General features: G+C 61.0%; 18 protein-coding genes. 16 read left to right on the forward strand and 2 right to left on the reverse strand.

Annotation, left to right across the window (positions count from 1 at the left end; genetic code table 11):
• Nucleotides 1-10 precede the first annotated feature (10 nt).
• Both K3F44_RS01175 and map read right to left on the reverse strand, forming a co-directional pair.
• Entirely contained in the window at nt 11-2,713 is a 2,703-nt protein-coding gene (locus K3F44_RS01175; protein ID WP_101317232.1) for a [protein-PII] uridylyltransferase, read from the reverse strand.
• 21 nt (nt 2,714-2,734) lie between these two features.
• Entirely contained in the window at nt 2,735-3,517 is a 783-nt protein-coding gene (gene map, locus K3F44_RS01180; protein ID WP_188035524.1) for a type I methionyl aminopeptidase, read from the reverse strand.
• A 347-nt stretch (nt 3,518-3,864) separates the two neighbouring features.
• On the opposite strand from map, the gene rpsB reads away from it, so the two are divergent.
• From rpsB to dnaE, 16 genes are all read left to right on the forward strand, one after another.
• Complete coding sequence (rpsB, locus tag K3F44_RS01185) at nt 3,865-4,602, forward strand: 30S ribosomal protein S2 (RefSeq protein WP_101317236.1); 738 nt, start codon at nt 3,865-3,867, stop codon at nt 4,600-4,602.
• A gap of 187 nt (nt 4,603-4,789) precedes the next feature.
• Nucleotides 4,790-5,653, forward strand: coding sequence for a translation elongation factor Ts (gene tsf / locus K3F44_RS01190; RefSeq protein WP_101317239.1), 864 nt, complete (start codon nt 4,790-4,792; stop codon nt 5,651-5,653).
• 181 nt (nt 5,654-5,834) lie between these two features.
• A complete protein-coding gene (gene pyrH, locus K3F44_RS01195; RefSeq protein WP_101317241.1) occupies nt 5,835-6,578 on the forward strand; it encodes a UMP kinase in 744 nt (247 codons plus the stop codon).
• The gene (gene frr, locus K3F44_RS01200) at nt 6,575-7,132 is read left to right on the forward strand and encodes a ribosome recycling factor (protein WP_101317243.1); all 558 of its coding nucleotides are present in this window, start codon (nt 6,575-6,577) and stop codon (nt 7,130-7,132) included. Before pyrH ends, frr begins: the two co-directional genes overlap by 4 nt.
• A 16-nt stretch (nt 7,133-7,148) precedes the next feature.
• The gene (gene uppS / locus K3F44_RS01205) at nt 7,149-7,904 is read left to right on the forward strand and encodes a polyprenyl diphosphate synthase (protein ID WP_103436325.1); all 756 of its coding nucleotides are present in this window, start codon (nt 7,149-7,151) and stop codon (nt 7,902-7,904) included.
• Nucleotides 7,904-8,719 (forward strand): phosphatidate cytidylyltransferase, encoded by an 816-nt coding sequence (locus K3F44_RS01210; RefSeq protein ID WP_101317247.1) that lies wholly within the window; start codon nt 7,904-7,906, stop codon nt 8,717-8,719. Before uppS ends, K3F44_RS01210 begins: the two co-directional genes overlap by 1 nt.
• Complete coding sequence (gene ispC, locus K3F44_RS01215; RefSeq protein ID WP_101317249.1) at nt 8,716-9,906, forward strand: 1-deoxy-D-xylulose-5-phosphate reductoisomerase; 1,191 nt, start codon at nt 8,716-8,718, stop codon at nt 9,904-9,906. Before K3F44_RS01210 ends, ispC begins: the two co-directional genes overlap by 4 nt.
• A 46-nt stretch (nt 9,907-9,952) precedes the next feature.
• Nucleotides 9,953-11,305, forward strand: coding sequence for an RIP metalloprotease RseP (gene rseP, locus K3F44_RS01220; protein ID WP_188035526.1), 1,353 nt, complete (start codon nt 9,953-9,955; stop codon nt 11,303-11,305).
• 73 nt (nt 11,306-11,378) lie between these two features.
• A complete protein-coding gene (bamA, locus tag K3F44_RS01225) occupies nt 11,379-13,727 on the forward strand; it encodes an outer membrane protein assembly factor BamA (protein WP_101317252.1) in 2,349 nt (782 codons plus the stop codon).
• Nucleotides 13,728-13,772: 45 nt separating this feature from the next.
• Nucleotides 13,773-14,276, forward strand: a complete 504-nt coding sequence (locus tag K3F44_RS01230) for an OmpH family outer membrane protein (RefSeq protein ID WP_101317254.1) — start codon at nt 13,773-13,775, stop codon at nt 14,274-14,276.
• Between the two features lies 1 nt (nt 14,277).
• The gene (gene lpxD, locus K3F44_RS01235) at nt 14,278-15,333 is read left to right on the forward strand and encodes a UDP-3-O-(3-hydroxymyristoyl)glucosamine N-acyltransferase (RefSeq protein WP_220633205.1); all 1,056 of its coding nucleotides are present in this window, start codon (nt 14,278-14,280) and stop codon (nt 15,331-15,333) included.
• A 115-nt stretch (nt 15,334-15,448) separates the two neighbouring features.
• Nucleotides 15,449-15,889, forward strand: a complete 441-nt coding sequence (gene fabZ / locus K3F44_RS01240) for a 3-hydroxyacyl-ACP dehydratase FabZ (RefSeq protein WP_101317259.1) — start codon at nt 15,449-15,451, stop codon at nt 15,887-15,889.
• Nucleotides 15,886-16,662 (forward strand): acyl-ACP--UDP-N-acetylglucosamine O-acyltransferase, encoded by a 777-nt coding sequence (gene lpxA / locus K3F44_RS01245; protein ID WP_101317262.1) that lies wholly within the window; start codon nt 15,886-15,888, stop codon nt 16,660-16,662. Before fabZ ends, lpxA begins: the two co-directional genes overlap by 4 nt.
• Before the next feature lies 1 nt (nt 16,663).
• Nucleotides 16,664-17,791 (forward strand): lipid-A-disaccharide synthase, encoded by a 1,128-nt coding sequence (gene lpxB, locus K3F44_RS01250; RefSeq protein WP_220633206.1) that lies wholly within the window; start codon nt 16,664-16,666, stop codon nt 17,789-17,791.
• Nucleotides 17,792-18,415, forward strand: a complete 624-nt coding sequence (gene rnhB / locus K3F44_RS01255; protein WP_220633207.1) for a ribonuclease HII — start codon at nt 17,792-17,794, stop codon at nt 18,413-18,415.
• Nucleotides 18,416-18,527: 112 nt separating this feature from the next.
• Nucleotides 18,528-22,052 (forward strand): DNA polymerase III subunit alpha, encoded by a 3,525-nt coding sequence (gene dnaE / locus K3F44_RS01260; RefSeq protein WP_220633208.1) that lies wholly within the window; start codon nt 18,528-18,530, stop codon nt 22,050-22,052.
• Nucleotides 22,053-22,141 lie beyond the last annotated feature (89 nt).

Below are 22,141 nucleotides of genomic sequence, written 5' to 3' on the forward strand. Positions count from 1 at the left end.
CGTCAATCATCTAGATAGTCAGGCGGGCAGGGCTGTTGTCGCTGCCTTGGCTGGGCTGCAACTGCTGGACCAGCGCTTCTTGCAGGCGGCTGCACAGTTGCGGGTCGGACAGCGGCTGGTTGTTGGCGTCGGTAATGAAGAACACGTCTTCGACCCGCTCGCCGAGAGTGGCGATCTTGGCGTTTTGCAGCGACAGGTCGAACTCGAGGAAGATCCGCCCGATCCGTGCCAGCAGGCCAGGCCGGTCGGGAGCCGTGATCTCGAGAATGGTCACCGCGCGCTGGGCATCATTGAGGATGGTTACCTGCGGCGCAAAGGTGAAGTGCTTGAGCTGACGCGGGACTCGCCGCTGGATGATGGTCGGGTAGTCTTCCGGGTTGCGCAAGGCTTCGGTCAAACCATCGCGAATCTGCTTGACCCGCTGCGGATTGTCGCCGATCGAGCCGCCGTCGTTGTCCAGCACGATGTAGGTGTCGAGGGTGAACTGGCTGCTCGAAGTGATGATGCGCGCGTCGTGGATGTTCAGGTTCAGCTGCGACATCGCCGCCACCGTCACGGCAAAGAAGTCGTGCTGGTCGGGCGCATAGATGAAGATCTGCGTGCCACCTTCGAACTCGCGCTGGGTGGTTTCCTTGATCAGCACCAGCGGGCCGCCGTCAGCCGGCTGCTGCAGGATTGCATCGCTGTGCCAGGCGACGTCGGCGGCGGTGTGCTTGAGGAAGTAGTCGTCACCCAGTTGCGACCAGAGCTGCTCGACGTCGTCCGGGTCGGTGCCTTCGCGGATCAGGATGTCCAGCGCAGCGCTTTGTGTCTGGCGGATCTGCTCTTCGCGGTCGAGCGGGTTTTCCAGGCCGCGGCGCAGTGCGCGCTTGGTCTCGCTGTAAAGCTGGCGCAGCAGGCTGGCGCGCCAGGAGTTCCACAGCGTCGGGTTGGTCGCGTTGATGTCGGCAACGGTCAGTACGTAGAGATAGTCGAGGCGCGTTTCATCGCCGACGTGCAGGGCAAAATCATTGATCACCTGCGGGTCGGAGAGGTCCTTGCGCTGGGCCGTGGTCGACATCATCAGATGGTTGCGCACCAGCCAGACGATCAGCCGAGTGTCCCAGGTCGGCAGCTGGTGGCGTTCGCCGAACGCCTGCGCATCGACTGCGCCGAGCTCGGAGTGGTCGCCCTGACGGCCCTTGCCGATGTCGTGATAGAGCCCGGCCAGGTAGATCAGCTCGGGTTTGGGCAGGCGGCCCATGAGCTTGCTGGCCAGCGGGAATTTCTCTGAAACCGGGGTGTACTGCAATTTGCGCAGGTGCTTGATCAGGTTGAGCGTATGCGCATCGACCGTATAGATGTGGAACAGGTCATGCTGCATCTGCCCGACGATCAGGCCGAACTCGGGCAGGTAACGGCCAAGAATGCCGTAGCGGTTCATCCGGCGCAGGTTGCGGTGGATGCCGATCTCGCACTTGAACAGCTCGATGAACAGGCTGGTGTTGCGGATATCGTTGCGAAAGTCATCGTCGATCAAGTGTCGATGGGCACGCAGCAGGCGCACGGTATCGGCGCGCACGCCCTTGATTTCGGGGTGCTGGGCCATCAGCACGAACATCTCGAGCATGGCAAACGGGGTGCGCTTGAACACGTTCTGATGGGCGGCCTCGATGTAGCCATCATGCAGCCGGAAGCGGGCGTTGAGCGGCTGGGTGGTGCCGCTGTCTTCATCCGCCAGAATCACTTCTTCGAAATGCTGGATGATCAGGTCGCAGAGCTGGCTGATGCTCATCACCACCCGATAGTACTGCTGCATGAACTGCTCGATGGCACGCTTGGGGTTTTCGTCGCTGAAGCCGAGCAAGGCGGCGATGCTGCGCTGGTGATCGAACAGCAGGCGGTCTTCGGCGCGGCCGGCGAGCATGTGCAGGGCATAGCGCACCCGCCAGACAAACGCCTGGGACGATGCCAGCAGTTCGTTTTCGCTTTCCAACAGGAAGCCTTCGCCGGCCAGGGCGTGCAGGTTCAAGGTGCCGTACTGGCGGCGCGCGACCCAAAGCACGGTCTGGATATCACGCAGGCCGCCGGGCGAGCCCTTGACGTTGGGTTCGAGGTTGTATTCGGTGTCGTTGTACTTGTGGTGGCGGGCCTTGAGTTCGGCGCGCTTGGCCAGGAAGAACTCCTTGCTCGGCCACAGGTGCGAGGTACTGGTGGCCTCGAGCATGCGCTGACGCAGGGCTTCGGGGCCGCAAATGGTGCGGCTTTCCATCAGGTTGGTGATCACCGTCAGGTCGGCGCGGGCCTGCTCGACGCACTCGTCGACACTGCGCACGCTCTGGCCGACTTCAAGGCCGATGTCCCAGAGCAGGGTCAGTAGCTGTTCGATGGCGTCGCGATACTGCTCGTGCTGGGCGCCGTCGAGCAGAATCAGCAGGTCGATGTCCGAGTACGGGTGCAGTTCGCCGCGGCCATAGCCGCCCACGGCGATCAGGGCGATCGCTTCGGGTGGTTGCCAGTCGAACTGGCTCCAGGCCTGTTGCAGGATGTTGTCGACGAACCAGGCGCGATCTTCGATCAGCCGGCGGATGTCACGGCCTTCGCGAAAGCGCCGATCGAGCACCTCGCGGGCCAGGCGGATAGCCTTCTTGAAGGCAGCGATGGGGCTTGCCTTGAGCGCCAGTTCCGCCTGGAACTGGCCGCGGTCGAACAGCTCGGGATCCACCTGGGGCATCGAGTCGCTTTCCTGAAAGTGTTAGGCCGACTTGCGGGGGATGGTGTCGTCTTTGCGCAGGGTGAAGATCTCGTAACCGGTCGCGGTAACCACCAGGGTGTGCTCCCACTGCGCCGACAGCTTGCGGTCCTTGGTGATGGCCGTCCAGCCGTCGCCCAGTACTTTGGTGTCGGCCTTGCCCTGATTGATCATCGGCTCGATGGTGAAGGTCATGCCTTCCTTGAGTTCCATGCCGGTGCCGGCACGGCCGTAGTGCAGGATCTGCGGTTCTTCATGGAAAACCTTGCCAATGCCGTGACCGCAGAACTCGCGCACCACCGAAAAACCGTTCTTCTCGGCGTGCTTCTGGATCACTTCGCCGATGTCGCCCAGACGGCAGCCCGGCTTGACCAGCTCGATCGCCTTGTACATGCATTCCTGGGTGACCTGGGACAGGCGCTCGGCCCACACCGGCACGGTGCCGACATGGAACATGCGGCTGGTATCGCCGTGGTAACCGTCCTTGATCACGGTCACGTCGATGTTCAGCGTGTCGCCATCCTTCAACGGCTTGTCGTTGGGGATGCCATGGCAGACCACGTGATTGATCGAGGTGCAGATCGACTTCGGGTAGCCTTTGTAGTTGAGCGGGGCCGGGATGGCCTGCTGAATGTTGACGATGTAGTCGTGGCACAGGCGGTCGAGCGCTTCGGTGGTAACGCCGGGCTTGACGTGTGGCTCGATCATCTCCAGCACTTCAGCGGCCAGGCGGCCGGCGATGCGCATCTTTTCGATGTCTTCTGCAGTCTTGATGGTAACGGTCATTGACAGGCTCTCTACGGCGCCGTGCAGGGCGCGAACAAACGGGAAAGGCCAGATTCTACCAGAGCGAGGCGCCCATCTGTCGGCAGAAAGGCCCGCTGGCGGCTCTCTATATGAGGCATTTTGGCGCGATTGCGGGCCCGCTGCAAAAAGCACTGACGGACGCGACAGGATTGCAGTTCCGTCAGCGCCGAGTCTGTGGTATAAAGTGCGCCGCTTTCGGGGACGACCTCGACTGCCTTAACCCACACACGTGTCGACACGATGACCTGGGTGCCCCGACCGCTTCGGCGACGTGGGTTGGTCATTGGGATACGTGGAGGCCCAACCCGACTTATCAAGGAACAATCATGTCCCAAGTCAATATGCGCGATATGCTGAAGGCCGGTGTGCACTTCGGTCACCAGACCCGTTACTGGAACCCGAAAATGGGTAAATACATTTTCGGCGCGCGTAACAAGATTCACATCATCAACCTGGAAAAAACCCTGCCGATGTTCAACGACGCTCTGTCGTTCGTCGAGCGCCTGGCCCAGGGCAAAAACAAGATCCTGTTCGTCGGCACCAAGCGTTCCGCCGGCAAACTGGTCGCCGAGCACGCTGCTCGCAGTGGTTCGCCATACGTCGACCACCGCTGGTTGGGCGGCATGCTGACCAACTACAAGACCATCCGCGCTTCGATCAAGCGTCTGCGTGATCTTGAAGTCCAGGCTGAAGACGGTACCTTCGCCAAGCTGACCAAGAAAGAAGCTCTGATGCGTTCGCGCGATCTGGAGAAACTGGACCGCAGCCTGGGTGGTATCAAGGACATGGGCGGTCTGCCTGACGCACTGTTCGTCATCGACGTTGATCACGAGCGCATCGCGATCACCGAAGCCAACAAGCTGGGCATCCCGGTTATCGGCGTTGTCGATACCAACAGCAGCCCGGAAGGTGTTGATTACATCATCCCAGGCAACGATGACGCCATCCGCGCAATCGAGCTGTACATGGCTTCGATGGCTGACGCCATCATCCGCGGCCGCAACCATGTTGCTGGCGGCACCGAAGTCTATGTTGAAGAAGCAGCGGCACCAGCTGCTGAGTAATTGACGCCTGGCGTCTACTTGGCACGCAAAAAGGGGGCTTGGCCCCCTTTTTGCCACCTGAAATCCTCCTGTCAGCAATACCGCCGCATGATGACCTCCTGCTGGCAACAAGACAGTGGATTAGCAGAATTGAACGCCCGTGACGAGCGGGTGGAATGGTTGAAAAACTTTCCAAGAGGATTTTGAAATGGCAGCAATTACTGCAGCGCTGGTCAAAGAACTGCGCGAGCGTACCGGCGAAGGCATGATGGATTGCAAGAAAGCCTTGGAAAAGGCTGACGGCGATATCGAAAAAGCCATTGACGACATGCGTGCCTCCGGCGCCATCAAGGCCGCCAAAAAGGCTGGCAACGTTGCCGCTGAAGGCGCTATCGCCATCAAGGCCGACGACAAGTCCGCCGTCCTGCTGGAAGTGAACTCGCAGACCGACTTCCTGGCTCTGCAAGACGACTTCAAAAACTTCGTTGCTGAAAGCGTGGAACAGGCTTTCAACGACAAGCTGACCGACGCTGCCCCGCTGATCGCTGCGCGCGAATCGGCGCGTGAAGCACTGGTCGCCAAGGTTGGTGAGAACGTCAACATCCGTCGCCTGGTGCGCGTTGAGGGTGACGTTGTTGGTGCCTACCTGCACGGCAACAAGATCGGTGTTGCGGTTGTTCTGAAGGGCGGCGATGTTCAGCTGGCCAAAGAAATCGCCATGCACGTTGCTGCGTCGAACCCTGAGTTCCTCGATTCGTCGGAAATCTCCGCCGAGGCCATCGAGCGCGAGAAGGCTGTGTTCCTGCAGTTGAACGCTGACAAGATCGCCGGCAAGCCGGAAAACATCGTTGAGAACATGATCAACGGTCGTATCACCAAGTTCAAAGCTGAAGCCTCGCTGAAAGAGCAAGCTTTCGTCATGAACCCGGAGATCAAAGTCGGCGAACTGGCCAAGAAAGCCGGTGCTGAAATCGTTTCCTTCACCTACTTCAAAGTAGGCGAAGGCATCGAGAAGCCGGTCGACAACTTCGCTGAAGAAGTTGCCGCCCAGCTGGCTGCTGCCAAGCAGTAAGACAGCCTCGTCTGTCGCCCCAAAGAGGCTGCCCGCTCACGCGCGCAGCCTCTTTGTCAAACCGGCACCAGGTTTATCCGGCCTGGTACCGCTGGCGCTGAAGCAGCGCCACGCTACAGTTAGCTGGCTGTAACCCAGCCCGCGCAGAATTTTCTTAAAAACGCCGCAGGAGAGACTCGCAATGGCTCAGCAGGTGAGTGGTCGCCAACCTCGCTATAAACGCATTTTGCTCAAACTTAGCGGCGAGGCCCTGATGGGCTCGGAAGAGTTCGGGATCGACCCGAAAGTGTTGGACCGCATGGCCCTCGAAGTGGGGCAGCTGGTCGGCATCGGTGTCCAGGTGGGCCTGGTCATCGGCGGCGGCAACCTGTTCCGCGGTGCAGCGCTCAGCGCCGCCGGCATGGATCGGGTTACCGGCGACCACATGGGCATGCTCGCCACGGTGATGAATGGCCTGGCCATGCGCGACGCCCTCGAGCGTTCGAACATCCCGGCACTGGTCATGTCGGCTATCTCCATGGTCGGCGTCACCGACCATTACGATCGTCGCAAAGCTATTCGCCACCTCAACTCCGGGGATGTGGTAATTTTCTCCGCCGGTACCGGCAACCCGTTCTTCACCACCGACTCCGCAGCCTGCCTGCGCGGCATCGAAATCGATGCAGATGTGGTGTTGAAGGCGACCAAGGTCGACGGTGTGTACACTGCCGATCCATTCAAGGACCCGCACGCCGAGAAGTTCGATCGCCTCACCTATGATGAGGTTCTGGATCGCAAGCTGGGTGTGATGGACCTGACCGCAATCTGTCTGTGTCGCGACCACAAGATGCCATTGCGTGTATTCAACATGAACAAGCCTGGCGCCCTGCTGAATATCGTGGTGGGTGGCGCTGAAGGTACTTTGATCGAGGAAGGCCAAGCATGATCAACGAAATCAAGAAAGATGCTCAGGAACGTATGACCAAGTCGCTGGAATCGCTCCAGCATGCGTTCAGCCGCATCCGCACCGGTGTTGCTCACCCAAGCATTCTCGAAGGCGTGATGGTGCCGTACTACGGTGCGGATACGCCGATCAAGCAAGTGGCCAGCATCACCGTCAAGGATTCGCGCACCCTGCAGGTCGTTGCTTTCGAGCGCAACATGCTCAGCGCGGTCGACAAGGCTATCGGTAGCGCAGGCCTCAACCTGAACCCGACCAACCTGGGCGAGCTGCTGCTGATCACCATGCCAGCCCTTACCGAAGAAACCCGCAAGGGCTTCACCAAGCAGGCCCGTGAAGCTGCCGAAGATGGCCGTGTCGCCGTGCGCAACATCCGTCGTGATGCGCTCAGCCAGCTCAAGGACCTGGTCAAGGAAAAGGAAATCAGCGAAGACGAAGAGCGTCGTGCGGCTGATGACATCCAGAAGCTGACCGACAAGTTCGTCGCGGATATCGAGACTGCCGTGAAGGCGAAGGAAAAGGACCTGATGGCCGTCTGAGGCCAGGGTTCTCTTCATGGAAAAGACCAAGCAAGCGGCGCCGTCAGGGGTGCCGCGTCACGTCGCGATCATCATGGACGGCAACAATCGCTGGGCGAAGAAGCGTCTGCTGCCCGGTGTTGCCGGGCATAAAGCTGGCGTGGATGCTGTGCGCGCGGTGATTGAAGTATGTGCCGAGGCGGGTGTCGAAGTCCTGACCCTGTTCGCCTTCTCCAGTGAAAACTGGCAACGCCCGGCCGATGAAGTCGGCGCATTGATGGAGTTGTTTTTCACGGCCTTGCGCCGCGAAGCCCGGCGCCTCAATGACAACAACATCAGCCTGCGCATCATCGGTGATCGCAGCCGCTTTCATCCGGAGCTGCAGGCCGCCATGCGCGAGGCCGAAGCGGCAACCGCCGGCAGCAATCGCTTCATCCTGCAGGTCGCTGCCAATTATGGTGGTCAGTGGGATATCGCCCAGGCAGCGCAACGGCTGGCCCGTGAGGTTCAGGCTGGGCATCTGCGCCCGGACGACATAACTCCGGGGTTGTTGCAGGCCTGTCTGTCGACGGGCGACCTGCCGCTGCCTGACTTGTGTATTCGTACCGGCGGCGAGCATCGCATCAGTAACTTCCTGTTGTGGCAGCTGGCCTACGCCGAGCTGTATTTCTCCGACCTGTTCTGGCCGGACTTCAAACACGAGGCCATGCGTACCGCGCTGGCCGATTTCGCTTCGCGCCAACGCCGCTTCGGGAAAACCAGCGAGCAGGTCGAGGCTGGAGCTCGTGCTTAATGCTTAAACAACGCATCATTACTGCGCTGATCCTGCTGCCGATTGCACTGGCTGGATTCTTTCTTCTGCAGGGCGGCGACTTCGCCCTGTTCATCGGCTGTGTGGTCACCTTGGGCGCCTGGGAATGGGCGCGTCTGGCCGGCTTGATGGCTCAACCAATGCGCATCGCTTATGCCGCTGTGGTGGCTGCGGCGTTGATGCTGCTGTACCTGTTGCCCGAACTGGCGCCTTGGGTGCTCGGCGCAGCGGTGATCTGGTGGGGGTTGGCGACCTGGCTGGTGCTGACCTACCCGCGCAGCAGCGAACTGTGGTCGAGTGCCGCCTGCCGCCTGCTGATCGGCTTGCTGGTGCTGCTGCCGGCCTGGCAAGGCCTGGTGTTGCTCAAGCACTGGCCGCTGGGCAACTTCCTGATTCTCTCGGTGATGGTGCTGGTGTGGTCTGCCGACATCGGTGCGTACTTTTCCGGTCGCGCGTTCGGCAAGCGCAAGCTGGCCCCTCACGTCAGCCCCGGCAAGAGCTGGGAAGGCGTGTATGGCGGCCTTGCCGTCAGCCTGCTGATCGCCTTGGGCGTAGGCCTGGTGCGTGACTGGAGCATCGGCCAGCTGCTGTTGGGGCTGCTGGGTGCGGTAGTGGTGGTGATGGCTTCAGTGGTGGGTGATCTCACTGAAAGCATGTTCAAGCGCCGCGAAGGCATCAAGGACAGCAGCAACCTGCTGCCTGGCCATGGTGGTGTGCTTGACCGCATTGACAGCCTGACCGCTGCCATCCCGATGTTCGCCGTGCTGCTGTGGGCCGCTGAATGGGGTGTCATGTGAGCCGTAGGCAACGGATCACGGTGCTTGGCGCTACCGGTTCGATTGGTCTGAGCACGCTTGACGTGATTGGCCGTCACCCAGAGCGCTACCAGGTATTTGCGCTCAGCGGTTATTCCCAGGTCGAGCAGCTGCTGGCGCTGTGTTTGCGCCATAGCCCAGCGTTTGCTGTGGTACCAAGCGCTGACGCTGCGCTGCGCCTGCGTGCGGATCTGGCGGCGGCGGGCAGTGCTACCGAGGTGCTCGAAGGCGAGGCCGGCCTGTGTCAGGTGGCTGCAGCCAGCGAAGTCGACGCGGTAATGGCTGCGATCGTCGGTGCTGCTGGCTTGCGTCCAACCCTGGCGGCGGTTGAGGCCGGCAAGAAGGTCCTGCTCGCCAACAAGGAAGCGCTGGTTATGTCCGGCGCGTTGTTCATGGACGCAGTGCGGCGCAGTGGCGCGGTGTTGCTGCCGATCGACAGCGAGCACAATGCTATTTTCCAATGCTTGCCCGGCGATTATGCGCGTGGTCTGGGTGCAGTTGGCGTGCGCCGCATCTTGCTGACGGCCTCCGGCGGGCCGTTCCGCGAAACGCCATCGGCGCAGCTTGAAGCAGTCACGCCCGAGCAGGCCTGTGCCCATCCCAACTGGTCGATGGGGCGCAAGATTTCGGTCGACTCGGCGAGCATGATGAACAAGGGCCTCGAGCTGATCGAGGCGTGCTGGCTGTTCGATGCTGCGCCAGCTCAGGTCGAAGTCGTGGTGCATCCGCAAAGCGTGATCCACTCATTGGTGGATTACGTCGATGGTTCGGTGCTCGCCCAGTTGGGTAATCCCGACATGCGCACGCCGATTGCCAATGCGCTGGCCTGGCCAGAGCGGATCGACTCCGGCGTTGCCCCGCTTGACCTGTTTGCCATTGCTCGGCTGGATTTCCAGGCGCCCGACCCGCAACGCTTCCCCTGCCTGCGCCTGGCGCGTCAGGCGGCAGAAGCCGGCGACAGTGCACCTGCGGTACTCAATGCGGCCAATGAAGTGGCAGTTGAGGCATTTTTGCAGCGGCGTATCCGCTTCCCGGAGATCGCGGGTATGATCGAGCAGGTGCTCGAACAGGAGCCAGTTGTGCCACTGACGTCGCTGGATGCGGTGTTTGCTGCCGACCAGCGCGCGCGGGAGCTGTCCCGGGAATGGCTGCGGCGGAACGGCCGCTGATGCGTGCTCGCTCCAGGGTTGTCCTGAACGTCTTTCGGAGATGGATATGACTGCGCTCTACATGATCATCGGTACCCTGGTTGCGTTGGGCGTGCTGGTCACCTTCCATGAATTTGGTCATTTCTGGGTTGCGCGCCGTTGCGGGGTCAAGGTGCTGCGTTTCTCGGTAGGCTTCGGCACCCCGCTGCTGCGCTGGCACGACCGGCATGGCACGGAATTCGTGGTTGCGGCCATTCCGCTGGGCGGTTACGTGAAGATGCTCGACGAGCGCGAGGGCGAAGTGCCGCCGGCGCTGATCGAGCAGTCATTCAATCGCAAGCCGGTCGGCCAGCGCATCGCCATTGTCGCCGCTGGGCCGATCGCCAACTTTCTCCTGGCAATCGTGTTCTTCTGGCTGCTGGCCATGCTTGGCACCCAGCAGGTACGGCCGGTCATCGGTGCGGTCGAGGCGGGTAGCCTGGCCGCCAGTGCCGGCCTCGCTGCTGGCCAGGAAATCGTCTCGGTGGACGGCAAGGCGACCAATGGCTGGTCTGCGGTCAACCTGCAACTGGTGCGCCGCCTTGGCGAGAGCGGCACCCTGCGCGTGGGTGTGCTGGACGAGGGCAGCACTGCCGAGAAGCAACACGAGATCAACTTGAACCAGTGGCTGCGCGGGGCGGATGAACCCGATCCGATCCAGTCGCTGGGTCTGCGCCCGTGGCGCCCGGTGATTGCCCCGGTACTGGCCGAAATCGACCCGAACGGGCCGGCGGCGGCAGCGGGGCTGAAAACCGGTGACAAGCTGCTGAGCCTGGATGACATTGCCCTTAACGACTGGCAACAAGTGGTCGACAGCGTGCGTGCCCGCCCAGAGGCCAAGGTGCAGCTGCGGATCGAGCGCGATGCTGCGGTGCTGAATGTCGCGGTAACCCTGGCGCGCAAAGGCGAAGGCCAGGCCTCCGGTGGTTACCTCGGGGCAGGGGTCAAAGGTGGCGAATGGCCGGCGACGATGCTGCGCGAAGTCAGCTATGGGCCGCTGGCCGCGATGGGCGAAGGCCTGACGCGGACCTGGAACATGAGCATTCTGACCCTTGAGTCGTTGAAGAAAATGCTGTTCGGCGAGCTCTCGGTAAAAAACTTGAGCGGACCGATAACCATTGCTAAAGTGGCGGGCGCTTCAGCCCAGTCGGGCGTTGGGGATTTCCTGAATTTCCTGGCCTACCTGAGCATAAGCCTGGGGGTTCTGAACCTGCTGCCCATTCCAGTACTGGATGGGGGGCATCTGTTGTTCTACCTGATCGAGTTGGCACGCGGCCGTCCGCTGTCGGATCGGGTGCAAGGTTGGGGGGTCCAGATCGGTATAAGTTTGGTCATAGGGGTGATGTTGCTCGCCCTGATCAACGATCTGGGTCGACTATAAAGCTTCGCTCAATTGCAAACCTGCCGCCTTTTTGCGGCGGGTTGTTTATTGCCAGTTGGAATAAAAGGACTTCATGAAACGTCTGCTGCTAACTGCGGTCCTCTCCGCACTGATGATCGCTGAAGTTCACGCTGAGTCCTTCACCATCTCCGATATCCGCGTCAACGGCCTGCAGCGGGTTTCCGCCGGCAGCGTGTTCGGCGCACTGCCTCTGAACGTGGGCGATCAGGCTGACGACCGTCGCCTGGTGGATTCCACCCGCTCGCTGTTCAAGACTGGCTTCTTCCAGGATATCCAGCTGAGCCGCGACGGCAACGTCTTGATCATCAATGTGGTCGAACGTCCGTCGGTAGCCAGCATCGAGATCGAAGGCAACAAGGCGATCAGCACTGAGGACCTGATGAAAGGTCTGAAGCAGTCTGGTCTGGCCGAAGGCGAGATCTTCCAGCGCGCCACCCTCGAGGGTGTGCGTAACGAACTGCAACGTCAGTACGTGGCCCAGGGCCGCTACTCGGCCGAGGTCGAAGCTGAAGTCGTGCCACAGCCGCGTAACCGGGTTGGCCTGAAGATCAACATCAACGAAGGCACGGTTGCCGCGATCCAGCACATCAACGTGGTGGGCAACACCGTGTTCGATGATGACGAACTCGGCCAGCTGTTCGAGCTGAAAACCACCAACTGGTTGTCGTTCTTCAAGAACGACGACAAGTATGCCCGCGAAAAACTCTCCGGTGACCTCGAGCGTCTGCGCTCCTACTACCTGGACCGCGGCTACATCAACATGGACATCGCTTCTACCCAGGTGTCGATCACCCCGGACAAGAAGCACGTCTACATCACCGTCAACATCAACGAAGGTGAGAAGTACACCGTTCGTGACGTGAAGCTGTCCGGTGACCTCAAGGTTCCGGAAGACCAGGTCCAGTCGCTGCTGCTGGTGCAGCCAGGCCAGGTCTTCTCGCGCAAGGTGATGACCACCACGTCTGACCTGATCACCCGTCGTCTGGGTAACGAAGGCTATACCTTCGCCAACGTCAACGGCGTGCCGCAGGCGCACGATGAAGACCACACCGTCGACATCATGTTCGTGGTCGACCCGGGCAAGCGTGCCTACGTCAACCGCATCAACTACCGCGGCAACACCAAGACCGAAGATGAAGTGCTGCGTCGCGAAATGCGTCAGATGGAAGGCGGCTGGGCTTCGACCTACCTGATCGACCAGTCCAAGACTCGCCTTGAGCGTCTGGGCTTCTTCAAGGAAGTCAACGTCGAGACCCCGCCTGTGCCGGGTACCGATGACCAGGTCGACGTCAACTACAGCGTTGAAGAGCAGGCCTCCGGTTCGATCACCGCCAGCGTCGGCTTCGCCCAGAGCGCCGGTTTGATCCTCGGTGGTTCGATCAGCCAGACCAACTTCCTCGGTACCGGTAACAAGGTTTCGATCGGTTTGACCCGCAGCGAATACCAGACCCGCTACAACTTTGGCTTCGTTGACCCCTACTGGACGGCCGATGGCGTCAGCCTGGGCTACAACGCCTTCTACCGCAGCACCGACTACGACGACCTCGACGTCGACGTGGCCAGCTATGCAGTAGACAGCCTGGGTGCCGGTGTCAGCGTCGGTTACCCGATCAGCGAGACATCGCGTCTGACCTACGGCCTGAGCGTGCAGCAGGACAAGCTGAAGACCGGTCGCTACACCGTTGACGAGATCTTCGACTTCGTCGACAAAGAGGGCGACAACTTCCTCAACTTCAAGGCGTCTGTCGGCTGGTCCGAATCGACCCTGAACAAAGGTGTACTGGCTACCCGTGGTCACTCCCAGAGCCTGACCCTGGAAAGCACCGTGCCGGGCAGCGACCTGTCGTTCTACAAACTGGACTACCGTGGCCAGCTGTTCAAGCCGCTGTCCAACGATTACACCCTGCGTCTGCACACTGAGCTGGGTTACGGTGACGGTTATGGCAGTACCTCTGGTCTGCCGTTCTACGAGAACTACTACGCCGGTGGTTTCAACTCGGTACGTGGCTTCAAGGACAACACCCTCGGCCCGCGCAGTACGCCGAGCAAGGGTAACCGTCCGGGTACCGCGGCTGACCCCGATCAGGATCCGTTGGCCTTCGGTGGCAACGTGCTGGTCCAGGGTGGTGTCGAGTTGCTGTTCCCGCTGCCGTTCGTCAAGGACCAGCGCTCGCTGCGCACCTCCGTGTTCTGGGACGTGGGTAACGTGTTCGACACCAACTGCGGTTCCAAGCCTGATTGCACCAAGGTCGGCTTCTCGGACATGGCCAGTTCGGTTGGCCTGGGCGTAACCTGGATCACTGCGCTGGGCCCGTTGAGCTTCAGTTTGGCAATGCCGATCAAGAAGCCGGCAGAAGCCGAAACCCAGGTGTTCCAATTCTCTCTGGGGCAGACCTTCTAAGGTCGGCCCCGTGCTTAACGACAACGGATTCTCCAGGAGTGCATCGTGCGTAAGTTGACCCAACTGGCCTTCGTGGCTGCGGCGCTGGTCGCCACCCCCGCTTTCGCCGAAATGAAAGTGGCTGTGCTGAACTATCAGATGGCACTGCTCGAGTCGGACGCCGCCAAGCGTTACGCCGTCGATGCCGAGAAGAAGTTCGGCCCGCAACTGACCAAGCTCAAGGGCCTGGAAAGCAGCGCCAAAGGCATCCAGGACCGTCTGCTCAAAGGCGGCGACAAGATGCAGCAGCAAGAGCGTGAGCGTCTTGAGCTCGAGTTCAAGCAAAAAGCCCGTGACTTCCAGTTCCAGTCCAAGGAACTCAACGAAGCCAAGGCCGTTGCCGACCGTGACATGCTCAAGCAGCTCAAGCCGAAGCTAGACGGTGCTGTTGAAGAAGTGATCAAGAAAGGCGGCTTTGACCTGGTACTCGAGCGCGGCGCAGTGATCGATGTCAAACCGCAGTACGACATCACTCGCCAAGTCATCGAGCGCATGAACCAAGCCCGTTGATATGACCGTGACCATGACGCTCGGCCAATTGGCCGAGGCGCTCGGCGCTACCCTCAAGGGGCCCGAGGCGCTGCAGATTACCGGGCTGGCCACCTTGCAGGAGGCCGGTCCCGGGCAATTGAGCTTTCTCGCCAACCCGCAGTACCGCAAGTACCTGGACAATTCTCAGGCTTCTGCGGTTCTGCTCAAGGCAGCAGACGCCGAAGGCTTCGCCGGCAACGCCGTGATCGTCGCCGACCCGTATCTGGCTTACGCGCGCATCTCTCACCTGTTCGACCCAAAGCCCAAGGCTGTAGCGGGGATTCACCCCAGCGCCGTGGTTGCTGATGACGCTCAGGTCGATGCCAGTGCCAGCATTGGGCCGTTTGCGGTGATCGAGAGCGGTGCGCGCATCGCTGCCAATGTCACCGTGGGTGCGCACTGCTTCATTGGTGCGCGCTGTGTGATTGGCGAAGGCGGCTGGCTGGCCCCGCGGGTCACGCTGTATCACGACGTGACCATTGGTGCGCGGGTGACGATTCAGTCCGGTGCGGTGATCGGCGGCGAGGGCTTCGGCTTTGCCAATGAGAAGGGCGTCTGGCGCAAGATTGCCCAGATCGGCGGTGTGAGCATCGGTGATGATGTCGAGATCGGCGTCAATACTGCGGTAGACCGCGGTGCATTGGCGGATACCCAGATCGGCAACGGGGTCAAGCTCGACAACCAGATCCAGATCGCGCACAACGTGCAGATTGGCGATCACACGGCTATGGCCGCGTGTGTCGGCATCTCTGGCAGTACCCGCATTGGCAAGCATTGCACCATTGCTGGCGGTGTCGGCATGGTTGGCCATATCGATGTCTGCGACAACGTGTTCGTCTCCGGCATGACCATGGTTACCCGTTCGATCACCGAGCCGGGTGCCTATTCTTCCGGCACGGCCATGCAGCCGCTGGGTGATTGGCGCAAGAGTGCGGCGCGGATTCGCCAGCTCGACGATATGGCCAAACGCCTGCAGCAGATGGAAAAACGCTTCGAGACCGTGACCTCAGGTGGCCAGCCGACATCAGAAGGCTGATACCATTTCCTGAGCCAAGAGTGATCCGTTGCTAGCTGGCTCCTCTATTGGATTGCTAAAGGAGCGTGTGGTCAGCACCTGCGCTCCCTATTCTTACTACAGGCTTCCCCCCGAAATGATGGACATCAACGAGATTCGCGAATACCTGCCTCACCGTTACCCGTTCCTGCTGGTGGACCGGGTCACGGAGCTGGACTTCGAGGCCCAGAGCATTCGTGCCTACAAGAATGTCAGCATCAACGAGCCGTTCTTCAATGGCCACTTCCCGGCCCACCCGATCATGCCAGGCGTGCTGATCATCGAAGCCATGGCCCAGGCAGCCGGGATTCTCGGGTTCAAGATGCTCGATGCCAAGCCGGCAGACGGCACGCTGTACTACTTCGTTGGCTCCGACAAGCTACGCTTCCGTCAGCCAGTGTTGCCAGGCGACCAGTTGGTCCTGGAAGCCAAGTTCCTCAGCCGCAAGAGCATGATCTGGAAGTTTGAGTGCCGTGCCCTGGTTGACGGCAAGCCGGTATGCTCGGCGCAGATTACCTGTGCGGAACGCTCCCTATGAATTCAATTGATCCGCGGGCTATCGTCGATCCTTCTGCCAGGCTGGCGGACGGTGTCGAGGTGGGCCCCTGGTCGATCATTGGTCCCGATGTCGAAATCGGGGAGGGCACAGTAATCGGCCCACATGTGGTACTCAAAGGGCCGACCCGGATCGGCAAGAACAACCGTATCTACCAGTTTTCCTCGATTGGCGAAGACACCCCTGACCTCAAGTACAAGGGTGAAGCGACGCGTCTGGTGATCGGCGACCACAACGTGATCCGCGAAGGCGTGACCATTCACCGCGGAACCGTTCAGGACCGTGCTGAAACCACCCTCGGCGATCACAATTTGATCATGGCCTATGCCCACATCGGCCATGACAGTGTGATCGGCAACAATTGCATTCTGGTCAACAACACAGCGCTGGCTGGCCATGTGCATGTGGGCGACTGGGCAATTCTGTCTGGTTACACCCTGGTTCATCAGTACTGCCACATCGGCGCTCACGCGTTTTCCGGCATGGGCACCGCGATCGGCAAGGACGTACCCGCGTTCGTCACTGTATTTGGCAGCCCGGCCGAAGCCCGCAGCATGAACTTCGAAGGCATGCGTCGGCGTGGATTCAGCGATGAAGTCATCCTCGCGCTGCGCAAGGCCTACAAAATGGTCTATCGCCAGGGCTTGACGGCTGACGAGGCTATCAACGAGTTGCAGGAGTTGGCTGCATTGCACCCTGAGGTCGAGCTGTTCCGTGCCTCCATCCAGAGCTCCGCTCGCGGCATCACCCGCTGATATGAGTGAGCTTTGTGTAGCGTTGGTCGCAGGTGAGGCCAGCGGCGATATCCTTGGCTCCGGTTTGATGCGCGCACTCAAGGCGCGCCATCCTGGTGTGCGCTTTATCGGTGTCGGCGGCCCGTTGATGGAGGCCGAGGGCATGCAGTCCTACTTCCCCATGGAGCGCCTGGCAGTGATGGGTCTGGTTGAGGTGCTCGGGCGTCTGCGTGAGCTGCTCAAGCGACGCAAACTGCTGATCGAGACCCTGCTTGACGCGAAGCCCGATGTGTTCATCGGCATCGATGCACCCGACTTCACCCTCAATATTGAACTGAAACTGCGCCAGCACGGCATCAAGACCGTGCACTACGTCAGCCCGTCGGTCTGGGCCTGGCGGCAGAAGCGGGTGCTGAAGATCCGCGAAGGCTGCGACCTGATGCTGACCCTGCTGCCATTCGAGGCGCGCTTCTATGAAGAGCAGGGTGTACCGGTGCGCTTTGTCGGCCATCCGCTGGCCGATACGATTCCGCTGGAGGCTGACCGTCAAGCCGCTCGTGCCGAGCTGGGCCTGCCCGCCGGGCCGCTGGTGGCATTGATGCCCGGCAGCCGCGGCGGCGAAGTCGGCCGGCTGGGTGCGCTGTTCCTGGAGGCCGCCGAGCGTTTGCAGCAGTTGATCCCGGGTGTGCGGTTTGTCTTGCCCTGCGCCAACCAGACCCGCCGTGAGCAGATCGAGCAGATGCTGGCAGGTCGCGACCTGCCGCTGACTCTGCTTGATGGTCAGTCACATCAGGCACTGGCCGCCTGCGATGCAGTGCTGATTGCGTCGGGTACCGCTACGCTGGAAGCGATGCTGTACAAGCGGCCAATGGTTGTCGCCTATCGCCTGGCGCCGCTGACCTACTGGATTCTCAAACGCATGGTCAAAAGCCCCTATGTGTCGCTGCCCAATCTGTTGGCGCAGCGCATGTTGGTGCCGGAACTGCTGCAGGACGCCGCCACCAGCGAGGCCCTGGCGCAGACCCTGGCACCGTTACTTGCCGATGGTCGGCATCAGACTGACAGCTTTGATCAGATTCACCGCACCCTCCGCCGTGACGCCTCGAACCAGGCGGCGGACGCAGTGCTGGCCTTGTTGGAGCGACGCTAGATGCAGCTGGGACTGGATTTCAACCTGGTCGAAGAACTCGTTGCAGGCGTCGACGAAGTTGGCCGCGGGCCACTCTGCGGTGCGGTGGTTACGGCAGCGGTGATCCTCGATCCACGGCGGCCGATCCTCGGCTTGAACGACTCCAAGAAGCTCACCGAAGCCAGGCGCGAAGCGTTGTTCGACGAAATCTGCGAAAAAGCCCTGAGCTTTTGCATTGCGCGGGCTGAGGTTGATGAAATCGACCGGCTGAACATTCTCCATGCCACCATGCTGGCCATGCAGCGCGCGGTCGAGGGCTTGAGCATCACGCCCAAGCTTGCCTTGATCGATGGCAATCGCTGCCCGGTGCTGGCTGTGCCATCCGCCCCAGTGGTGCAGGGCGACGCCAAGGTGCCTGCGATCGCTGCCGCGTCGATCCTGGCCAAGGTCACCCGCGACCGCGAGATGAGCGCCTTCGAGTTGATCTACCCCGGCTACGGTATGGGTAGTCACAAAGGCTATCCGACCCCCGTGCACCTTGAGGCACTTGCCCGGCTTGGGCCTACGCCGATCCACAGGCGCTCCTTCGCGCCGGTGCGGGTGGCCTGGGAAGCGCGCGCGGGCGTGCCTACCTCACTGATCTGATCGCCTGCGCGGGTCGCGCTGCGACCCTGCAGGCCGTCACGTGGCAGCGCAGCCGTTCACATTTGCGGTACAATCCCGCGCTTGTCCGCTGCTCTGCTATAGGCCCCCTTACATGTCGGTTTCTTTCGTTCACCTTCGTGTGCACTCCGAATTCTCCCTGGTCGATGGCCTGGTGCGGATCAAGCCGCTGGCCAAGGCCTTGGCCGGACTGAACATGCCGGCAGTGGCGATTACCGACCAGAGCAACATGTGCTCGTTGGTGAAGTTCTACAAGAGCGCGATGGGCAGCGGCATCAAGCCGATTTGCGGCGCCGATTTGTGGCTGGCCGGGGCTGATCCGGAAGCGCCATTGTCGCGTATCTGCTTCCTGGCGATGAACCCCAAGGGTTATCGCAACCTCACCGAATTGATTTCGCGCGGCTGGGTCGACGGCCAGCGCAATGGCTTGGTGGTCATCCAGCGCGACTGGATAGCCCCGGCCAGCGAAGGCTTGATCGCGCTGTCTGCCGCCCGCGAAGGGGATATCGGCATGGCCCTGCTCAGCGGCCGCAGCGCAGAGGCCGAAGCCTTGCTGCGCGACTGGCTGGGCATGTTCCCCGGGCGCTTCTACGTCGAGCTGCAGCGCACCAATCGTCCTGGTGATGAAGACTACCTGCACGCCGCTGTAGCCCTGGCTGACCGGGTTGGCGCGCCGCTGGTCGCGACCAACGATGTGCGCTTCATCAAACAGACTGATTTTGACGCCCACGAAACCCGCGTCTGCATCGGTGAGGGCTGGACCCTCGACGACCCGCGCCGACCGCGCCTGTACAGCGATCAGCAATACCTGAAAAGCCAGGAAGAGATGGTCGAGCTGTTCAGCGACCTGCCCGACGCCGTGGCCAATACGGTGGAAATCGCCAAGCGCTGCAACATCGAGGTGCAACTGGGCAAGCACTTCCTGCCCGACTTCCCGACGCCCAATGGCATGGGCATCGATGACTACTTGCGCCACGTTTCCCACGAGGGCCTGGAAGAACGGCTGACGGTGATCCTGCCCAAGGACACTACCGAGGACTACGAGGCCAAGCGTCAGGTCTATCTGGACCGGCTCAAGTTCGAGCTGGATATCATCATCCAAATGGGCTTCCCCGGTTACTTCCTGATCGTTATGGACTTCATCAAGTGGGCCAAGAACAACGGTGTACCGGTCGGCCCTGGCCGGGGTTCGGGTGCCGGTTCGCTGGTCGCCTACGTGTTGAAGATCACCGACCTAGACCCGCTGGCCTACGACCTGCTGTTCGAGCGCTTCCTCAACCCTGAGCGGGTATCGATGCCCGACTTCGACGTCGACTTCTGCATGGATGGCCGCGACCGAGTCATCGAGTACGTCGCCGACGCCTACGGGCGTAACGCGGTAAGCCAGATCATCACCTTTGGCACCATGGCTGCGAAAGCGGTGGTGCGCGATGTGGCGCGGGTGCAGGGCAAGTCCTACGGGCTGGCTGATCGTCTGTCGAAGATGATCCCGTTCGAAGTCGGCATGACCCTGGAAAAGGCCTACGAGCAGGAGGAGGTGCTGCGCGACTTCCTCAAGAGCGACGAGGATGGCCGCGAGATCTGGGACATGGCCCTCAAGCTCGAGGGCGTCTGCCGCGGTACCGGCAAGCACGCGGGTGGTGTGGTTATCGCACCGACCAAGCTCACCGACTTTTCGCCGATCGCCTGTGACGAAGAGGGCGGCGGCCTGGTAACCCAGTTCGACAAGGACGACGTCGAGGCGGCGGGGCTGGTCAAGTTCGACTTCCTCGGCCTGCGCACCCTGACCATCATCAAGTGGGCGATGGAGACGATCAACCGCGAGCAGGCCAAGGAAGGCTTGCCCGATCTGAACATCGACTTCATCCCGCTGGACGACAAGAAAACCTACGAGCTGCTACAAAAGGCCGAGACCACTGCGGTATTCCAGCTCGAGTCGCGCGGCATGAAAGAGCTGATCAAGAAGCTCAAGCCCGACTGCCTGGAAGACCTTATCGCATTGGTGGCGTTGTTCCGCCCAGGCCCACTGCAGTCGGGCATGGTTGATGACTTCATCAACCGTAAACACGGTCGCGCCGAGCTGGCCTACCCACACCCGGACTACCAGTACGAAGGCCTGCAGCCTGTATTGGCACCGACCTACGGCATCATCCTTTATCAGGAACAGGTGATGCAGATCGCGCAGGTCATGGCCGGCTACACCCTCGGCGGCGCTGACATGCTGCGTCGGGCGATGGGTAAGAAAAAGCCCGAAGAGATGGCCAAGCAGCGTGGCGGCTTCATCGAGGGTTGTGCCAACAACGGCATCAGTGCGGATCTGGCCGGTAACATCTTCGATCTGGTAGAAAAATTCGCCGGCTACGGCTTCAACAAGTCGCACTCGGCCGCCTACGGCCTGGTTTCTTATCAGACCGCTTGGCTCAAGACGCACTACCCGGCGCCGTTCATGGCGGCCGTACTTTCTGCGGATATGCACAACACCGACAAGGTGGTGGTGCTGATCGAAGAAGTGCGCACCATGAAACTGCGCCTTGACGCCCCGGATGTGAACGCCTCCGAGTTCAAGTTCACAGTCGACGACGATGGACGCATCATTTATGGCCTGGGCGCGATCAAGGGTGTAGGTGAAGGGCCGGTGGAGGCCATTGTCGAGGCGCGCAGTGCCGGCGGGCCGTTCAAGGATCTGTTCGATTTCTGTGAGCGCATCGACCTCAAGCGGGTCAACAAGCGTACTCTCGATGCACTGATCCGCAGCGGTGCGCTGGATCGCCTCGGGCCGCACTTCCACGACGAGATCAAGGCCTACCAGGCCAACATCGACCGCAACCGGGCAGCGCTGATGTCGGCGCTCGAAGAGGCGGTGAAGTCGGCCGAGCAGACCGCGCGGACCGCCGATAGCGGCCACATCGACCTGTTTGGCGGGCTGTTCGTCGAAGCCGATGTCGACGTTTATGCCAACCACCGCAAGGCGCGCGAGCTGACCCTCAAAGAGCGCTTGAAAGGGGAAAAGGACACGCTGGGGCTGTACCTGACCGGCCACCCGATCGACGAGTACGAAGGCGAAATTCGCCGCTTCGCCCGCCAGCGGATCATCGACCTGAAACCGTCGCGCGAAGTGCAGACGGTGGCCGGGATGATCATTGCCTTGCGCGTGATGAAGAACAAGAAGGGTGACAAGATGGGCTTCGTCACCCTCGATGACCGCTCCGGACGCATCGAAGCCTCGCTGTTCGCAGACTCGTTCATGGCCGCCCAGGCACTGTTGCAGAACGATGCCATGGTCGTGGTCGAGGGCGAGGTCAGTAACGATGATTTCTCTGGCGGTCTGCGCCTGCGCGTCAAGCAGGTGATGACCATGGAAGACGCGCGCACGCGGCTGGCCGAGAGCCTGCGCCTGAAGGTCGCCCATGATGCACTCAAAGGTGACCGCCTGCGCTGGCTGGGTGAACTGATCACCCGCCATCGTGGCGGTTGCCCGATCACCCTTGAATACACCGGTAGCGACGCCAAGGCCATGCTGCAGTTTGGTAATGACTGGGCGATCGACCCGGCGGACGGGCTGATTCAAGCCCTGCGTGACCAGTTCGGGCGTGAGAACGTCTTCCTGCAATACCGCTAATGCGATGAATTTTTAATCTCGACCTGAATGCGCCTGATCCTTTAAGGTAGGGCGCCAAACGGATCAACCGGCCGGCCGCCTGGCCGTAG

The sequence above is a fragment of the Pseudomonas sp. S07E 245 genome (assembly GCF_019599025.1).
Taxonomy (GTDB): Bacteria; Pseudomonadota; Gammaproteobacteria; order Pseudomonadales; family Pseudomonadaceae; genus Aquipseudomonas; species Aquipseudomonas shirazensis.